Source organism: Silvimonas sp., from assembly GCF_031291215.1.
GTDB classification, from domain to species: Bacteria; Pseudomonadota; Gammaproteobacteria; order Burkholderiales; family Chitinibacteraceae; genus Silvimonas; species Silvimonas soli.
Map to the genome: position 1 here is coordinate 448390 of NZ_JARLJK010000144.1, position 15669 is coordinate 464058.

At 57.8% G+C, this 15669-nt stretch carries 15 protein-coding genes; 12 read left to right on the forward strand and 3 right to left on the reverse strand.

Translation table 11 applies throughout. From position 1 onward, the window contains the following. Window positions 1–187 precede the first annotated feature (187 nt). Window positions 188–2071, forward strand: a complete 1884-nt coding sequence (locus P4L78_RS21390; RefSeq protein WP_309330588.1) for a methyl-accepting chemotaxis protein — start codon at window positions 188–190, stop codon at window positions 2069–2071. Here P4L78_RS21390 and P4L78_RS21395 read toward each other — a convergent pair. Beyond that, window positions 2068–2748, reverse strand: coding sequence for an NAD(P)H-binding protein (locus P4L78_RS21395; RefSeq protein WP_309330590.1), 681 nt, complete (start codon window positions 2746–2748; stop codon window positions 2068–2070). The genes P4L78_RS21390 and P4L78_RS21395 overlap by 4 nt on opposite strands. 427 nt (window positions 2749–3175) lie before the next feature. On the opposite strand from P4L78_RS21395, the gene P4L78_RS21400 reads away from it, so the two are divergent. After that, complete coding sequence (locus tag P4L78_RS21400) at window positions 3176–4213, forward strand: purine nucleoside permease (protein WP_309330592.1); 1038 nt, start codon at window positions 3176–3178, stop codon at window positions 4211–4213. Window positions 4214–4291: 78 nt separating this feature from the next. Here P4L78_RS21400 and P4L78_RS21405 read toward each other — a convergent pair whose 3' ends face one another. Continuing rightward, window positions 4292–4522, reverse strand: a complete 231-nt coding sequence (locus tag P4L78_RS21405; protein WP_309330594.1) for a hypothetical protein — start codon at window positions 4520–4522, stop codon at window positions 4292–4294. A gap of 34 nt (window positions 4523–4556) precedes the next feature. Between P4L78_RS21405 and P4L78_RS21410 the strand changes: the two genes are divergently transcribed. From P4L78_RS21410 to P4L78_RS21425, 4 genes are all read left to right on the forward strand, one after another. After that, window positions 4557–5531: a threo-3-hydroxy-L-aspartate ammonia-lyase gene (locus P4L78_RS21410; protein WP_309330596.1), complete on the forward strand. Its 975-nt coding sequence runs from the start codon at window positions 4557–4559 to the stop codon at window positions 5529–5531. 193 nt (window positions 5532–5724) lie between these two features. Beyond that, window positions 5725–6042, forward strand: coding sequence for a hypothetical protein (locus P4L78_RS21415; RefSeq protein ID WP_283147622.1), 318 nt, complete (start codon window positions 5725–5727; stop codon window positions 6040–6042). A gap of 23 nt (window positions 6043–6065) precedes the next feature. Beyond that, complete coding sequence (locus P4L78_RS21420; protein WP_309330598.1) at window positions 6066–6884, forward strand: DNA-3-methyladenine glycosylase I; 819 nt, start codon at window positions 6066–6068, stop codon at window positions 6882–6884. Window positions 6885–7026: 142 nt separating this feature from the next. Next, the gene (locus P4L78_RS21425; protein ID WP_309330600.1) at window positions 7027–7536 is read left to right on the forward strand and encodes a DUF1993 domain-containing protein; all 510 of its coding nucleotides are present in this window, start codon (window positions 7027–7029) and stop codon (window positions 7534–7536) included. 108 nt (window positions 7537–7644) lie between these two features. On the opposite strand, the gene P4L78_RS21430 is transcribed toward P4L78_RS21425, so the two are convergent. Continuing rightward, entirely contained in the window at window positions 7645–8118 is a 474-nt protein-coding gene (locus tag P4L78_RS21430; protein ID WP_283147625.1) for an Lrp/AsnC family transcriptional regulator, read from the reverse strand. A gap of 650 nt (window positions 8119–8768) precedes the next feature. Between P4L78_RS21430 and P4L78_RS21435 the strand changes: the two genes are divergently transcribed. The 6 genes from P4L78_RS21435 to P4L78_RS21460 all read left to right on the forward strand — a co-directional run bounded on the left by P4L78_RS21435 (window position 8769) and on the right by P4L78_RS21460 (window position 15484). Next, window positions 8769–9539, forward strand: coding sequence for an ABC transporter substrate-binding protein (locus P4L78_RS21435; RefSeq protein WP_309330602.1), 771 nt, complete (start codon window positions 8769–8771; stop codon window positions 9537–9539). A 126-nt stretch (window positions 9540–9665) separates the two neighbouring features. Continuing rightward, window positions 9666–10652, forward strand: a complete 987-nt coding sequence (locus tag P4L78_RS21440; protein ID WP_309330604.1) for a GlxA family transcriptional regulator — start codon at window positions 9666–9668, stop codon at window positions 10650–10652. Window positions 10653–10752: 100 nt separating this feature from the next. Next, window positions 10753–11985 (forward strand): aspartate aminotransferase family protein, encoded by a 1233-nt coding sequence (locus P4L78_RS21445; RefSeq protein WP_309330606.1) that lies wholly within the window; start codon window positions 10753–10755, stop codon window positions 11983–11985. 205 nt (window positions 11986–12190) lie between these two features. Then, window positions 12191–13243 carry an arginine N-succinyltransferase gene (locus P4L78_RS21450; protein ID WP_283147629.1) on the forward strand — a complete coding sequence of 351 codons (1053 nt, stop codon included), beginning with the start codon at window positions 12191–12193 and terminating at the stop codon, window positions 13241–13243. Then, window positions 13240–14277, forward strand: a complete 1038-nt coding sequence (astA, locus tag P4L78_RS21455) for an arginine N-succinyltransferase (RefSeq protein ID WP_309330608.1) — start codon at window positions 13240–13242, stop codon at window positions 14275–14277. Before P4L78_RS21450 ends, astA begins: the two co-directional genes overlap by 4 nt. Window positions 14278–14440: 163 nt before the next feature. Continuing rightward, on the forward strand, window positions 14441–15484 hold the full coding sequence (locus P4L78_RS21460) for a DUF1338 domain-containing protein (protein ID WP_309330610.1): 1044 nt from the start codon (window positions 14441–14443) through the stop codon (window positions 15482–15484). The last annotated feature ends 185 nt before the right edge of the window (window positions 15485–15669 follow it).

Sequence of the window (15669 nt, forward strand, 5' to 3'; positions counted from 1 at the left end):
CCGCAACATGCTACGCAAACCTTACAGCCTTCATCTACACTCAAACCAGCCCTGGACTGAGCCGGAAAACGGTGACCGGGCTGCCAGACCCATTTCGAAAAACAAGTGCCAATGACGCCGTTCCAGGTCAGCCAGCGCGGCCCATTGGCAGATGCAGGTTAATTACCGCTTCAGGGACGGACCTTTCATGCGTTCACTGCGTGCCAGACTGATTCTGTTTATGGTGATCCTGACCGTGGTCACCACTTCCATCCTTGCCGGGGCCGCGTATTACAAAATGCGCACCGAGATCGTGGCGGGTTTGAACAACGAGATACGTGGGGTGGGCACCGGTTACAACGTGGTGCTGCGCAACTGGATTCAGGACAAACAACGTGTCATCGGCGGCGTGGCTGAAATGATCGGCGCGGCGACTGGCGATGAGTCAGCCATCCTGACGCAGGCTGAAAAGAGTTCCACGTTTGATTCGGTCTATTTCGGCACCACCGACAAGAAGATGGTGCAAGGTCACAACCTGGATCTTCCGGCCGGATACGACCCCACCAGCCGGCCCTGGTATAAACAGGCGGTGGGCGACGACAAGCTGATTCTCACGGCGCCATATATCGATGCCTCGACCAAGCAACTGACGCTGTCTTTTGCCGCGCCGGTCAAAGACGCGGGCAAGCAACTCAAAGGCGTGGTGGCGGGGGATGTTTATCTGTCGGCGCTGGTCAAAGACGTGCTGAATATCAAGCTGACCGGCGACGGTTATGCGTTTCTGGTGGGTAAAGACGGCAAAATCCTGGCGCACAGCGACGCCGGGATGGTGCTCAAATCGGTATCGGACCTGAGCAAGGATTTGCCAGGCGATCAACTCGCCAGCATTGCCGACGGCAATCTGCATGAAGCCAATATTGGTGGCGCCGAAAAGTTCTTTTATCTGCAGCCGATTGAGCAATCGGACCTGTTCCTGGCGCTGGTGATCGATAAATCGGCCGCTCTGGCGCCGCTGAACCAGATGCTGGAGCTATGCATTGCCGCTCTGGTGATTGTGCTGGCGGTGGTGTTGCCGATTGCCAGCTTGCTGATCCGCAACATGCTGTCGGGTTTGATCCGCGTGCGCCAAGCCATGCAGGAAATAGCCCAGGGCGGCGGTGATCTGACGCGCAAGATTGATATCCCCGGCGATGATGAAATTGCGCAGACCGCGCAGGCATTCAACCGCTTTACCGACCAGTTGCGCGACATGTTCCGCGATATTCAGCAGCAAAGTGACAGCCTCACCACCGGCGTGGAAGGGATCAACAGCGTGCTGCGTGAGCTGGCGGCGGATTCCGAAAAACTGTCTGATCTGGCGGCCACTAACGCGGCCACGATTGAGGAAATCACCGTCAGCATTTCGCACATTGCCGACAATGCCACGGATGCTGATCAATTGGTCAAGAGTACCGGCGCACTGTCGGGAGAGTCCGCCTCCACCGTGCATGAAGTCGCTGCAGAGGTGGGCAAATCGGCGTCGGAAGTGGAATCTCTGGCCAGTTTGCTGGACCACCTGAACCAGCGTGCGCAGGAAATCAGCGGCATTATCCGGGTCATCAAAGAGATTGCCGATCAAACCAATTTGCTGGCGCTGAACGCCGCCATTGAGGCCGCGCGGGCGGGCGAGCAGGGCCGTGGATTTGCCGTGGTGGCCGATGAGGTACGCAAACTGGCCGAGCGCACCAGTGCCGCGACGCTGGAAATTACCGGCATGATTGAGGCGATCCGCACGGAAACCGACGGCGCCGTGGGCAGCATGCAACAGACCCACAATGTGGTGAAACGGGGCGTGCAACTATCCAACCATGCCGCCAGCAAGATCGGCTTGATCCGCGAGAACATGGATGGTGTGATGCAGAAAATGGGCGAGATTGCGCTATCGACCAAAGAGCAGCAGCAAGCCACCACGGCCATGGCGCAAAGTGCGGAGGACATCACCAGTCGCATGCTGCAAACCGATGCCTCGCTGCAACGCGCGACAGATAGCGTCAAACATCTGAACGAACTGGCGACCTTCTTGCGCCAGCTGTTCAGCAAGTTCCGCATTTAGCCGGGGGCAGACTCAACGGTGAGTTGATTGATATCCACGGTTTCCAGCACGGGCCGTGGATAACCCCGCTGTGCCAGTGTGAGCATGACCCGGCCCATTTGTTCCGTGGTGGTGATGTATTGCGGCCAGACCCGGCGCAGGGTGGTCAGCAGCGGCCCAACCACCACATAGATGGCCCGATACCAGCCGGTTTTCGACTTTACCCCGTGAAGTGGCTGAATCGCCCCGGGGCGCAGCATATAAGCGGCCTGGAATGGCAATTTCAATAACGCGTTTTCGGTTGCCCCTTTAACCCGTGCCCACATTGCACGCCCATGCTCGCTGCTGTCGGTTCCGGCACCGGAAACATAGATAAACGTGAGTGCCGGGTTCTGGCGCACCAGCAACTGCGCGACGGCAAGCGTGAGGTCATAAGTGATGCGGCGGTAAGGCGCCTCGGCCATCCCGGCGGACGACACACCCAGGCAAAAGAAGCAGGCATCAAAACCGCTGAGCTGCTCGGCAAAGGCGGACAGATCGTATAAATCTGCCGCTACCAGTTCGCGCAGTTTGGGGTGCGTCTGCCCGGTGGCGTTGCGACCCACGCACAGCACACTGTCTACGGCCGGGTCCCGCAGGCATTCTCGCAATACACCCTGGCCGACCATGCCGGTGGCGCCCAATAGAATCACTTTCATTGTTTTGCTCGCTGCTAAATGGCGCGGCCAGTTGCTGGCGCACGCGGATTACTAATCGCAAACTCGCCGTGGGTACGAGCCGAATACATTGCAAACCTGGCCCATCACGCTATGAGTTCCAGGCATGTTTGTATGTCGGGTGTTATTTATGATTGAGTAAGCGCTCAATAATAAACATTGTGATGACCTTGTCAAATTGCAAGCCTGCCTCCGCAAGGCAAGTCTCGGCGCATTGACTAAAGTGGGTGAGCGCCTGCCATTACGTGGGGCTTGCCAAAGCCCGGATGACATGCAAAAGGCGGATGTCCGCTATATGGCATGGGCCATTGGCAGCGTTGGACCGGCCGGTTAGCCTTGGCAACGATGTTTTATGGCTACCAGCGCAGCTGCCGCTGGTTCCGTTTTCAACTGCTCGACGGATCTCTTCATGCCCCATTTCACATTGCGTGCCAGCCTGATAGCGGCGCTCACATTGCTCAGTCTCGGCCCGGTTCAGGCTGCACCAGTAACCCACTCACAGCCGGTTAAAGTCATGATCATTTCCATGTTCGGGCCGGAAGGGCAGGTCTGGCGGGATCACCTCAAGTTCAATCGCAAAGTGGCCGTGCCCGGTTTGTCGCCAGACTACCCGGCGGTGAGTTGCACTTCAGACGGTATTTGCCTGATGACGACCGGCATGGGCCACGCCAACGCGGCGGCATCCGTGTCTGCACTGGTTTGGTCACGCCAGTTTGATCTGCGGAAAACGTACTTTCTGATCGCCGGGATAGCGGGCATCGATCCGCAACAAGGCACGGTAGGCTCTGCCGCATGGGCGCGCTACCTGGTGGATTTTGGCATTCAATGGGAGCTGGATGCGCGGGAAATCCCGGCGGGCTGGAAAACCGGTTATCTGGGCATCAACACCAAGAGCCCGGATGAAAAACCGCCGCTGGATTACCGAACCGAAGTCTTTCAATTGAACGAGTCGTTACTGCAACGGGCTGTGGCGCTGTCCAAAGATGCCAAACTGGTCGACAGCAAAGAAGCCGCTGCCTTTCGCGCCCGCTACACCTACGCTCCGGCCAACCAGCCGCCTGCCGTTATCCAGTGTGACACGCTGGCTGGCGACACTTGGTTCTCTGGCACCAAACTGGGCGAGCGCGCTCGCGACTGGACCAAGCTGCTGACTGACGGCAAAGGCACTTATTGCACCACCCAGCAAGAAGACAACGCGACCTACGAAGCCCTCAAACGCGGCGCCTCCGCCGGTTTGACTGACCTGAACCGCGTCGCAGTATTGCGCACCGGCTCTGACTTTGACCGACCGCCAGAAGGCGTTTCGGATGCCGACAACCTGCTCAAGTATCAGGAACAAGGCGGCTTTGTGCCTGCCGTGCAAAACCTGTATCTGGCCGGATATCCGCTGGTCCAGTCCATCGTCAAGGATTGGGCGCAGTGGAAGGATGGGGTACCGGCGCAGTGACACGCGGTTGATTGCAGGGATGCAGCGAGACGGCACCGATACTGGTGAGATGTGCCGTCGCTGATTTACTGCTGCAGCTTATTGCCCGGCATAAAACACCAGGTAATCCATTTTGCGTTGCTCGTTCCAGTAATTGCTGTCGTGCCCGCCGGGGGCGATGTGGCGGCGTTGCCGTGAGCCGCCGTGGTGCAGAGCGCAAGTCTGCAGTGGGTGAAGATGACGACGGGCCGCGTCACGCACTTTTTTGTCTGTATCGTCCCGCTCTTGCGCATTCTGTTGCGATACGCGCCGTGAAGTCCCTCCTATCATGAGCGCAGTATTTCAATAATCCCGGAGACGCCCGATGACCCCGTCTGACTTGCCCACCTACGCCGACGTGCTGGCCGCCGCAGCGCGCATTGAAGGGCATGTGCATCGCACGCCGGTACTCACTTCCAGCCAGCTGGATGCCGAAGTGGGCGCGCAGGTGTTTTTCAAGTGCGAGAACCTGCAGCGCATGGGGGCGTTCAAGATTCGCGGCGCGTTCAATGCCTTGGCGCGGTTTGATGATGCACAGCGGCGCGCCGGGGTGATCTGTTTTTCGTCGGGCAATCACGCGCAGGGTATTGCGCTGGCGGCAAAGCTGCTGGGTATTCCGGCCACTATCGTCATGCCGCAGGACGCTCCTGCGGTCAAAGTGGCGGCAACCCAAGGTTATGGCGGCAAAGTGGTGTTTTATGACCGCTATCGCGAAGACCGCGAGCAAATCTGCCGAGAGCTCGCCCGGATGCAAGGGCTAACGCTGATTCCACCGTTTGATCATCCGGATGTGATCGCCGGAGCGGGGACGGCGGTGAAGGAGTTGCTGGAAGAAACCGGGCCTCTGGACGCATTGTTTATCGGCATGGGGGGCGGCGGGGCGCTGGCGGGTTCAGCGCTGGCGGCGCGCGCGCTTGCACCTGCTTGCCAGATTTATGGCGTGGAGCCCGAGGCGGGCAACGATGGGCAGCAGTCATTGCGCGCCGGGCACATTGTGACGATCAAAACCCCAAACACCATTGCCGACGGTGCGCAGGTGCAGCAGCCGGGCGAAATTCCGTTTGCCATCATCCGCCGCGATGTCGCCGATATCCACACCGTGAGCGACGCGCAACTGATCGAAAGCATGCGCTTCTTTGCTACTCGCATGAAGTTGATGGTTGAACCGACCGGATGCCTGGGGCTGGCGGCGGTGCGGCAGTTCAAGTCGGCACTGGCCGGCCAGCGTGTTGGCGTGCTGATTACCGGCGGCAATATCGATCTCACCCGGTTTTGCAGTTTGCTGGCAGAGCCGGCCTGACCTTGTAGCTCGGAGCGAGTGCTTATCAGAATCTGCTGATAATTATCAATGAATCAATATGATTGATATTTATCAATAATCAGGAAACATTGTTTCAACGAATCTGTAGTTTTTCTACGTAATTTAGCGGCATAAGATGGGCTCCAATGTCGAAACACAAACGACAGCCAAACCTAAACTCTGGAGAACCATCATGAACAAGTTTGCTGCTTCTTTCGTATTTGCTGTTGTTGCCGCCGGTGCTGCTTTCTCTGCTCAAGCTGCAGATAGTGACAATGTCGCCCAACGTGCCCAACGAGTTGAACAACCGGCATGGCAACGTGCTGCCAACGCACCGCAGAATTTTGCTGCGCAAATCAACCAACAACCTGGCCGCGCCCAATTTGCTTTCCGCGCTGTCACTCCAGCAACTGACACTGCCAACGTACCGGCATGGGAACGTGCTGCTGCTGCTCCCCAAAACTACGCTGCGCAAATCAACGCCCAACCAGGTCGCGTTGCCAGCAACTAAGCCAATCGTCTCAAGGCTGTGATGTGAATGAAAAGCCCGCTTGCGCGGGCTTTTTTGTGTCTGTTGCAAGCCGGAACGCCGATCAGCGCATGGCCGCGCCGGGCATACTGGCGCAACAAGCGGATTGCTTTATCGGCTGTGTTGCGCGGATTATGTCGCGTTATCGACATAGCTTCTGGAGCGCGTCACCGATGGCTGGTTCTTCTTCTACGTTGGCGCAGTCCGCCGATACCAACCTGATCGAACCGGCGCGTTGCAGCTGGTGCGGGGCCTCGGCGCAGTACCAGCATTATCACGATAACGAATGGGGTTTTCCGGTCGATGATGACCGGCGACTGTTCGAGAAGGTCTGTCTGGAGGGTTTTCAGTCGGGCCTGAGCTGGATCACCATCTTGCGCAAGCGCGAAGCTTTTCGTGCAGCGTTCGCCAATTTCCAGATCGAACAGATTGCGCGTTTTGATGACGCTGATATCCAGCGCTTGCTGGCCGACGCGGGCATTGTGCGGCATCGGGGCAAGATTGAAGCCACCATCAACAATGCGCGTTGCGCGCTCAAATTGCTGGAAACCGAAAACTCGCTGGCCGCTTATTTCTGGCGCTTTGAGCCTCATCCCGCCAGCCGTCCCGAGCTGGTCACGCCGGATTACCTGCGCACGATGACCACATCACCCGAATCAAATGCACTGAGCCGTGATCTGAAAAAGCGCGGCTGGCGCTTTGTCGGGCCCACCACCATGTACGCCTTGATGCAGGCCATGGGTCTGGTGAATGATCATCAGGAAGGCTGCATCACCCGGCAGCAGGTTATCAGCGCGCGTGCTACGTTTGTCGTTCCGCAATAGACCACGTCTTCTCACTGGTGCCAGCCGCCAGTGGGTAACGGCGGTGTGAGCTATCTCATTGTTGCCAAAACGAAATTGCTGCGACGCGAAATGGCTGCGGTTTGATCCCTATAATGGCGTGTCATTCAACCAGGAATAAGTCATGTCCATTTCGCTGTACGCCGCATCCGTGCCTGTTTTCAAACAAATGCTGGGTAGCCTGAACGACATTCTGGCCAAGGCCGAAGCCCACGCTACGGCAAAAAATATTGACCCGCTCGTACTGCTGCAGTCGCGATTGTTCCCGGACATGTTTGCACTGTCCAAACAAGTGCAGATCGCCAGCGATTTTGCCAAGGGTGTATCCGCTCGCCTGGCGAATGTTGAAGTGCCGGCGTACGAAGACACCGAACAAACCTTCGCCGAGTTGCAAGCGCGCGTGGCAAAGACGCTGGCGTTTGTCAGCAGCATCGAGCCTTCGCTGTTTGAAGGCGGTGAAACTCGCGAGATCGTCTTGCGCCCGGGCACACCGAAAGAGAAGAAATTCACTGGCCAGGCTTATTTGCTCAGTTACGGCCTGCCGCAGTTCTTCTTCCACGTCACCACCACCTACGACATTCTGCGCAGCAACGGCGTGGAACTGGGCAAGAAGGATTACATGGGCGCGATTTGAGCCCATTGAGCCACCGGTCGGGTTATTGATCTGAGGCGAATGAGTTTGTTGATTGCGGCGGGCCGATATCTGGCCCGCCGTAGTTTTGTCGGGCCAGGTTGTGGGTTATCAGACCTGAACCGACGGAATACTCTTCATACAACGCAACGCAAACATCGACCGGCTGTGGCGAATGCCGGAAATCCGGTACAGCTTTTCGCGTAAAAAGCGCTCGTAACCAGCGGTGCCATCCACCGCCAGTTTGACCAGATAGTCGTACTCGCCGGAGACGAGGTGTGCCTCCAGTACTTCCGGCAATGCCGCCAGTTCTTCGCCAAACCGCGCCAGCGCGGTGTCTTCGTGACTGTCCAGGGTGATTTCCACCAGCACGATATCGGCAAAGCCCATTTTCTTCTGATCGATCAGCGCCACGTAGCCACGGATATAACCCTCCGCCTCCAGTTGGCGCGTGCGGTTCCAGCAGGCGGTGCTGGACATGCCTACCAGTTCAGCCAACTCGGTATTACTTAGCCGGGCGTTCTTTTGCAGCTCTCGCAGAATCTTGCGGTCGTGCTGGTCGAGTGAATGATTTCGAGCGTTCATATCCACCTTCAGAAGAATCTAAATATTATTCATTAATATGAAGAATATTCTTCCGGATTTTTGGTGAAGGCAAGCCAAATCAAAAAGCCTGTTCCGTGCCGCTGACGGTATATTTTTCTGACTGTCATGCCCGGGCAATCCTGCAGATCATCATGTCTGTTGCGAGTGTCCCCTCCCGCCACCAGCGCGGATCGGGTGTCATGCTCGCCTTACCATGGCGGGTCAGAGTGAACGTCGGCCAACTCACTGCCGGGCGCAACACTCACGGGATGATGGAACCCGCCGCTCTGCGCCTTTTTGGCGACAGTGAGCGCTGCGCTGGGGTGTAAGTACGTGGTGGCAATTTCGCAAATGCGACATCTAATTGCCAAAGTCGACCAGCGACGGGCACCAGACAATGACTTTGTTTGTTGCAATCAACTATTTATCTGATTGATTCCAATACGTTTGTTGCCAATTTCCCGGCCGTTTTTGCACGGCAGCATCGACCCGCCTTTCGGGCTATCCGCAATTGTCGTCATTCCGGTTTGCTGAAACCATCAATCCACATGCTGTCTGACCTGACATCGCAACGTGATTGTCAGACGGCTTTACCCTCTCGGCGTTCTGGATCGCTCGGGATTGCCCGGGTTTCACCCCACGGAGACAACATGAAGAAACTGACCCTTGCAGTGGTACTGGGCCTGGCCATGGCCGGTGCTTGTGCCAAAGACTGGACCACCATCCGTTTTGGTGTGGATGCCAGCTACGCGCCATTTGAATCGAAACAGGCCGATGGCAGCCTGATCGGCTTTGATATCGACCTGGGCAAAGCAGTCTGTGAAAAGCTCAAAGCCAAATGCGTGTTTATTGAAAACGACTTTGACGGCATGATTCCTGGCCTGCAAGCGCGCAAATTTGACGGCATCTTGTCGTCGATGTCAGTGACAGAAAAGCGCCAGCAAGTCATTGCTTTCTCCGACAAGCTCTTCAATGCGCCAGTACGCATGGTGGCTAAAAAGGGTTCGACCCTGCAGCCCAAGCCCGAAGCACTGGCTGGCAAACGCATTGGTGTTGAACAAGCCACTACCGCTGAAACCTATGCCAAAGCCTATTGGGAATCCAAGGGCGTGACCGTGGTGCCGTACCAGAACCAGGAACTGGTGCTGGCTGATCTGGTAGCAGGCCGTCTGGATGCCACCTTGCAAGATGCCGTCCAGGCTGACGTCGGCTTTCTGAAAACACCACGCGGCGCCGGTTTTGCCTTCGCTGGCCCAAATCTGGAAGATCCGAAAACCATCGGCAACGGTACTGCCATCGGTCTGCGCAAAGAAGATACTGACCTGCGCGAGCAGATCAACAAGGCACTGGGCGAGATCCACAAAGACGGCACTTACAAGCGCCTGGCCGCCAAGTACTTCAGCTTTGATATCTACAACTGAGCATCACACATAGGCTGACAAAGCGTCGGGTTTGCTGCGTGCGGGCCGCTGGTTTACGCCAGTGGCCCGTTACTGTTTCGCGTCTGGTTCAGACCCGCCCCGACGAATGCTTCGCTGCTTTTGCCAATGTCATCCCCCACTCGTATTGCTCTGGTGTTGCTACCGCCATGCTCCATGCTGGCGTTGGGCGCGGCTGCCCAGGTGTTTGCGCTGGCCAACCGCCTGGCTGGCAAAACGCTGTACGAGGTGAGTTTCTTGTCGCGAGATGGTCAGGCGCTGACGCTGACCGAGGGAGTCGACTTTCCCGTCAGCGGCAACTTGAGCCAGGTTCGGCCGGGCGATCATGTCTTGCTGCTCAGTGATGGCGTCGAGCGCTTTGCCGACGCCCGCTTGTTCTGCGCAGAACTGGCGCGGCTGGCGCCACATCTGCCGCTTATCGCAGGCTTGGGTACCGCCGCCTGGTGGCTGGCCAGCGCCGGTTTGCTCGATGGCTATCGCGCCACCATTCAGTGGCAACATGCGGTGCCCTTTGCTGAACGTTTCCCTGCCGTTTTACTCAGTCAGCATGTATTTGAACTGGATCGCCAGCGGTTTACCTGTGGCGGTGGTGCCGCGCTGCTTGATGGTCTGCTGACCCTGATTGGCCGCCAGCATGGGAATGCCCTGATTGAAGATATCGCTGGCGCCTTGTGCATGGAGCGCATCCGCCCCAACGAGGCGCGCCAGCGCGTGCCACTGATGGTGCGACTGGGCGAGAAGCAACCGCGTGTGACCGAAGCGGTCATGCTGATGGAAGCCAATCTGGAAGAACCGCTGACCACCGACGAACTCGCCCGCCTCACCGGCCAGTCGCGCCGCCAGCTGGAGCGCTTGTTCAAACAGCATCTGGATATGGCGCCTACCCGTTATTACCTGCAATTGCGGCTGGAACACGCCCGTCATCTGCTGCGCACTACCGGTAAATCGATTATCCAGATCGGTCTGCTGTGCGGGTTCTCGTCCGGCGCGCATTTTTCTACGGTGTACCGCGGGCACTTCAATATGGCGCCACGCGAAGAACGGTTTGCTGGCAGTGCCCGCGCGCTTGCCATATCCACGCCAGAAGTTGGCTGATCTGTCTCAAACAGGCAGTTAGTTGTCGCTCTTGGGAAATATCTCCTGGCCCGCCCACTCTAGAATGGGCTCTCCCTAATGCCTGTGTCCTGGAGTTCGTATGTCCAACGCCCCTGTAAACCGCCAGACTTTTGACGAAGTAATGGTGCCCAACTACGCACCTGCTGCGTTCATTCCGGTTTCTGGTCAAGGCTCGCGCCTGAAGGATCAGGATGGCAAGGAATACATCGATTTTGCCTGCGGCATCGCCGTGACCAGCTTGGGTCATTCGCATCCGGAACTGACCGCCGTGCTGCACGAACAGGTTGATCGCCTCTGGCATCTAAGCAATACATTCACCAATGAGCCCGCACTGCGCTTGGCGCGGCGTCTGACCGAAACCACCTTTGCCGAGCGCGTGTTCTTCTGTAACTCTGGCGCTGAAGCCAACGAAGCTGCGCTCAAGCTGGCACGCCGTTATGCCGCCACCCAGAACGCCGACAAAACGCAGATTGTGTCGTGCAAACAGGCTTTCCATGGCCGCACACTGTTTACTGTGTCGGTCGGCGGTCAGCCCAAATACACCGAAGGCTTTGGCCCGCTGCCAGGCAACCTGGCACATATCCCTTTCAATGATATCGCCGCCGCTGAAGCCACCATTCACTGGGGCACTTGTGCGGTGATCGTCGAGCCGGTGCAAGGCGAGGGCGGCGTAATGCCGGCCAACAAGGCGTACCTGCAAAAACTACGTGAACTGTGCGACAAGCACGGCGCGCTGCTGATTTTTGATGAAGTGCAGATTGGCGTGGGCCGCTCTGGCTCCCTGTTCTCGTATATGGAATACGGCGTTACGCCAGACATCCTGACCTCGGCCAAAGCACTGGGTAACGGCATGCCGATTGGCGCCATGCTCACCACCAGCAAAATCGCCGCATCGTTTGTGGTGGGCACGCACGGTTCCACCTATGGCGGCAATCCGCTGGTGTGCGCGGTGGCCGACAAGGTGATCGAATTGGTCAGCAAGCCAGAAACGCTGGCTGGCGTGAAGCAACGTCACGACTGGCTGGTCGATGGCCTGAAGGCAATCAATGCCAAATATCATATTTTCGAAGACATTCGCGGCCAGGGCTTGCTGATCGGTGCAGAACTGGTGCCAGCGTTGCATGGCAAATCGAAGGATTTCGTTAATGCAGCCGCACGGCATGGTCTGGTGGCGCTGGTGGCAGGTGTGAACGTGGTACGCCTGGCTCCGTCATTGATTATTTCGCAGGCTGATCTGGTTGAAGGTCTGCAACGGTTTGAAACTGCCGTGGCCGAGTTGACTCAGCAGGTTAAAACTGCGCAACCGGCGTGATTGCTGGTGTAGGGCGGGTGCAACCCGCCGCGATCCGCTAACCCGGACTCCTGCTTTGCTCCATCCAGGCTACAAAGAGGCTGGCCATGGCAAACGGCGGGTTGCACCCGCCCTACGTGCCATGCCTGGTGAGTCCCCGGCCTGGCACTACAATCAAAATATAAACATAAATAGAACTAGATCAATCCACTGGAGCCACCCCGCCATGTTGTTTGTTCGACCGAGCAAGCTGTCCGATCTGGACCAGCTGGAGCGCATGGCCCGCGCCACTGGCCCTATCCTGCATTCGTTGCCGCCAGATCGCGCCCGCCTGCAAAAAGCCGTACGCCACTCGATTGATTCGCTGGCGGGTGAGGTCGAATATCCGGGCGAAGAAAGTTATATGTTTGTGCTGGAAGACTCCGACACCGGCATGTTGCATGGCACTGCCAGTCTGGTGGCGCTGGAAGGGTTTTCCGAGCCGTTTTATGTGTTCCGCAACGAGGTCGTGGTGCATGCCTCACGCGCACTCAAGGTCAATCACCGTGTTCACGCGCTGGTGATGTCCCACGAAATGACAGGCCGCACGCGCCTGACCGGGTTTTATGTTGATCAATTCGCCCAGCAGCAAGGCTCGCTGGCGGCGCATTTGTTGTCACGCGCGCGGATCATGTTTGCCGCGCAGCATCGCCAGCGCTTTACCAGCGACATCTTTGCCGTGCTGCCTGGCGTAACCGACGCCGCTGGTCATTCGCCATTCTGGGAAGGCGTCGGCCACAAGTTCTTCAAACGCGATTTCCGGCAGATGGAGATCGAATCCGGTGGTCGCAGCCGTACCTTTATTGCCGAGATGATGCCGGTTGATCCGCTCTATGTGCCGCTGTTGTCAGAAGACGCGCAACGCGTAATGGGCGAGCCACATACCGACGTGCTGCCCAATTACGAATGCCATCTGGCCGAAGGGCTGGAGCCGGACAAGTTTGTTGATATTTTCGATGCCGGGCCGGTGCTGACTGGCGCGCTTGATGTTTGTCATTCGGTGCGCTTCAGTACGGTTCATCGCGCAGTGCGCGGTCAGCCCGCGGCGGCGGATACGCCGTGGCTGGTCAGCAATCTGCTGACCGAAGGATTTCGCTGTGTGGTGGTGATGTTGCCAACGCCACTCACTGCGCCCGTGGTGTTGCCGCAGGTCGCCGCCGACATGCTGGAAATCAACGACGGTGACGCCATCCGTTGCGTGCCGCTGTTTACGCCGTCAGGTGCGGGAGAAATGCAATGATCGTCATGCGACTTTGCCGCCCCACTGACCTGGATGCACTGCTGGCGCTGGCCCACAAAGCCGGCCCCGGCATGACCACGCTCAAACCGGATCGTGAAGTGCAATCGGCGCGGCTGGACCGCGTGCAGCGCACCGTCGAAGGCACTGCGCCGCTGGCCGACCAGGGCTATCTATTCATGATGGAAGACACTGCCACCGGCCAGGCCGTGGGCGTGTGTGGGCTGGAAGTCGCTGTCGGCCTGGAGCAGCCGTTTTACACCTATCGCATGGATACGTTTGTGCACGCCAGCCGCGAAATGGGCTTGTACACGCGCATGGACAAGCTGCACATGTCGCACGGTCTGACCGGTTATTCGGAACTGTGCACGCTGTTTCTGGACCCGGCTTTTCGCTTGCCCGGCAACGGCGCGTTGTTGTCCAAATCCCGCTTCATGTTCCTGGCGCAGTTTCCGCAACGTTTTTCTGAACACTTGTGTGCCGAAATGCGCGGCCATTTTGACGAGAACGGCGAATCGCCATTCTGGCGGGCGTTGGGCGCACACTTTTATCGCATCGGTTTCAACGAGGCCGATCAACTGGTGGCGATGGGGAAAAAGGCTTTCCTGGCCGAACTGATGCCGCGCTATCCGGTGTACGTAGATTTTCTGCCGGATGACGCCCGCGCCTGTATCGGCAAAACCCACGCCGACACCGAACCAGCGCGCCGTTTGCTGGAAAGCGAAGGCCTGCGTGCCGAGCAGCATATCGACATCTTTGAGGGCGGTCCGGTGCTGGAAGCCCGGGTGGATAGCTTGCGGGTGATGCACGACAGCGTGCTGGTGCAAGTGGCGGTGGTCGATACGCCGCCCGCGATCATTGAAGGCAGCCCGCGTTATCTGGTTGCCAATGGTGAACTCGCCGAATTCCGGGTGATTCTGGTTAACACAGCGCCGCAAGATGGCGTACTGCAACTGGATCACGAGCAAGCTCAGGCACTGCGTGTGACCAATGGCAGCACCGTGCGGGCCATGACGTTGAACTCGAGCAGTACGTAGGGTTTGCACGCTGGCGTGCGAACGCGTTCAGGAGTCTGCAGCGGTGCGCATGAATGCACACCCTACATGGTTAAACCAGATTGTTAGGGGCATTTGATTTTGCATGGCAGGGCAACCTGCCACTTCACTACCGTCTCATGTAACTGTTTTTGAGGACCAGGCAATGACCAACCCAGCCGCTTTCGCAACCAGCCAGCTCTGGCAACTGCTATCCGCCACCATTGGTGAGCCCGCAACCGCCGAACTGTTCAACATGATCACCGTCGACGCTGTGCTGCTGACTCCGGCGGTTGACAGCGTGCCGCGCGTGCTGATCGCGCAAGCCATGAACATGCAGCTCTTTGCCAAAAATCTGGCCGCGGTGCCGGAAGGCAAAGCCTACGTGGCAGAAAAGCTCGCGGCGGGTGGCAAAGTGGTCTTTGATCACGGTGCGCTGCGTACGGTAGCTGCCGCCAACACTGGCTCGCTGCCGGTGGGCGAACTGGCTTTCAAACGTATCCTGGAACCGCTGGGTTTCGCCGTGGCCGGCTTGTATCCGCTGCCACGCCTGAAAATGACCGGCCGAGCTTATTGCCATGTGGACGCGCCGGAATCTGTGGCGCAGTTCTTTGTGTCCGAACTGCACGTCGATCAATTCTCACCTGCGTTTGCGGCAGCCGTGGATGAGGTTGTATCCAGCTCGCGAGATCCGTTGTCTGGCCGTCATCTGGCTTTGCTGGAACAACTGGGCCGCACTGGCGTGCTGAGCTTTCCGGGTGCGGTTGAATTGCTGCCGGCGCTGGTCGACAGCTTTGGCGTGCATCACGCTACGCCAAGCCTGGCGGCCTACGAAACACTTTTGGCCGAATCCGCCGAAATGGCGTGGATTGCCACCGAGGGCAACAGCTTTAATCACGCCACCGATCGCGTGGAGGATGTATTTGCCGTGGCCGATGCTTTACGCGCCAAGGGGTTGCCGATCAAAGACAAGGTAGAAGTCTCCAGCGCCGGGTCTGTACGCCAGACCGCGTTCAAAGCAACGATGGTGGAGCGGACCTTTAAAGCTGTTGATGGCTCGCTGGTGAAGCGGGTAGTGCCGGGGTCGTTTTATGAATTCATCTCGCGGGATGTGATTGTTGATGCTGAAACCGGCTGGCAGAAGCTGGATTTGCGGTTTGATAGCGGCAATGCGCAGGGGATTTTCAAGATGACCGCGGCGGCATGTTGAGGCGTTGTTCGTTGGATGGGTTCGGCGCGGTGGTTTTGTAGCCCGGATGGAGCCGGAGGCGGGAATCCGGGGTGGCAATGTTTCAATGAAGTGCCGGTGTTGAACGTCTGTTTGTTAAGTGCCTTCGGCACGGATGTTTAAAGGCGTTTGATAGGTAAACACCGTGCCGCAGGCACTCAAGCTTT

Coding starts and splice junctions, on each gene's coding strand:
- P4L78_RS21390 (WP_309330588.1), top strand. CDS start 188: ATGCGTTCACTGCGTGCCAGACTGATTCTGTTTATGGTGATCCTGACC.
- P4L78_RS21395 (WP_309330590.1), bottom strand. CDS start 2,748: ATGAAAGTGATTCTATTGGGCGCCACCGGCATGGTCGGCCAGGGTGTA.
- P4L78_RS21400 (WP_309330592.1), top strand. CDS start 3,176: ATGCCCCATTTCACATTGCGTGCCAGCCTGATAGCGGCGCTCACATTG.
- P4L78_RS21405 (WP_309330594.1), bottom strand. CDS start 4,522: ATGATAGGAGGGACTTCACGGCGCGTATCGCAACAGAATGCGCAAGAG.
- P4L78_RS21410 (WP_309330596.1), top strand. CDS start 4,557: ATGACCCCGTCTGACTTGCCCACCTACGCCGACGTGCTGGCCGCCGCA.
- P4L78_RS21415 (WP_283147622.1), top strand. CDS start 5,725: ATGAACAAGTTTGCTGCTTCTTTCGTATTTGCTGTTGTTGCCGCCGGT.
- P4L78_RS21425 (WP_309330600.1), top strand. CDS start 7,027: ATGTCCATTTCGCTGTACGCCGCATCCGTGCCTGTTTTCAAACAAATG.
- P4L78_RS21430 (WP_283147625.1), bottom strand. CDS start 8,118: ATGAACGCTCGAAATCATTCACTCGACCAGCACGACCGCAAGATTCTG.
- P4L78_RS21435 (WP_309330602.1), top strand. CDS start 8,769: ATGAAGAAACTGACCCTTGCAGTGGTACTGGGCCTGGCCATGGCCGGT.
- P4L78_RS21440 (WP_309330604.1), top strand. CDS start 9,666: ATGTCATCCCCCACTCGTATTGCTCTGGTGTTGCTACCGCCATGCTCC.
- P4L78_RS21445 (WP_309330606.1), top strand. CDS start 10,753: ATGTCCAACGCCCCTGTAAACCGCCAGACTTTTGACGAAGTAATGGTG.
- P4L78_RS21450 (WP_283147629.1), top strand. CDS start 12,191: ATGTTGTTTGTTCGACCGAGCAAGCTGTCCGATCTGGACCAGCTGGAG.
- astA (WP_309330608.1), top strand. CDS start 13,240: ATGATCGTCATGCGACTTTGCCGCCCCACTGACCTGGATGCACTGCTG.
- P4L78_RS21460 (WP_309330610.1), top strand. CDS start 14,441: ATGACCAACCCAGCCGCTTTCGCAACCAGCCAGCTCTGGCAACTGCTA.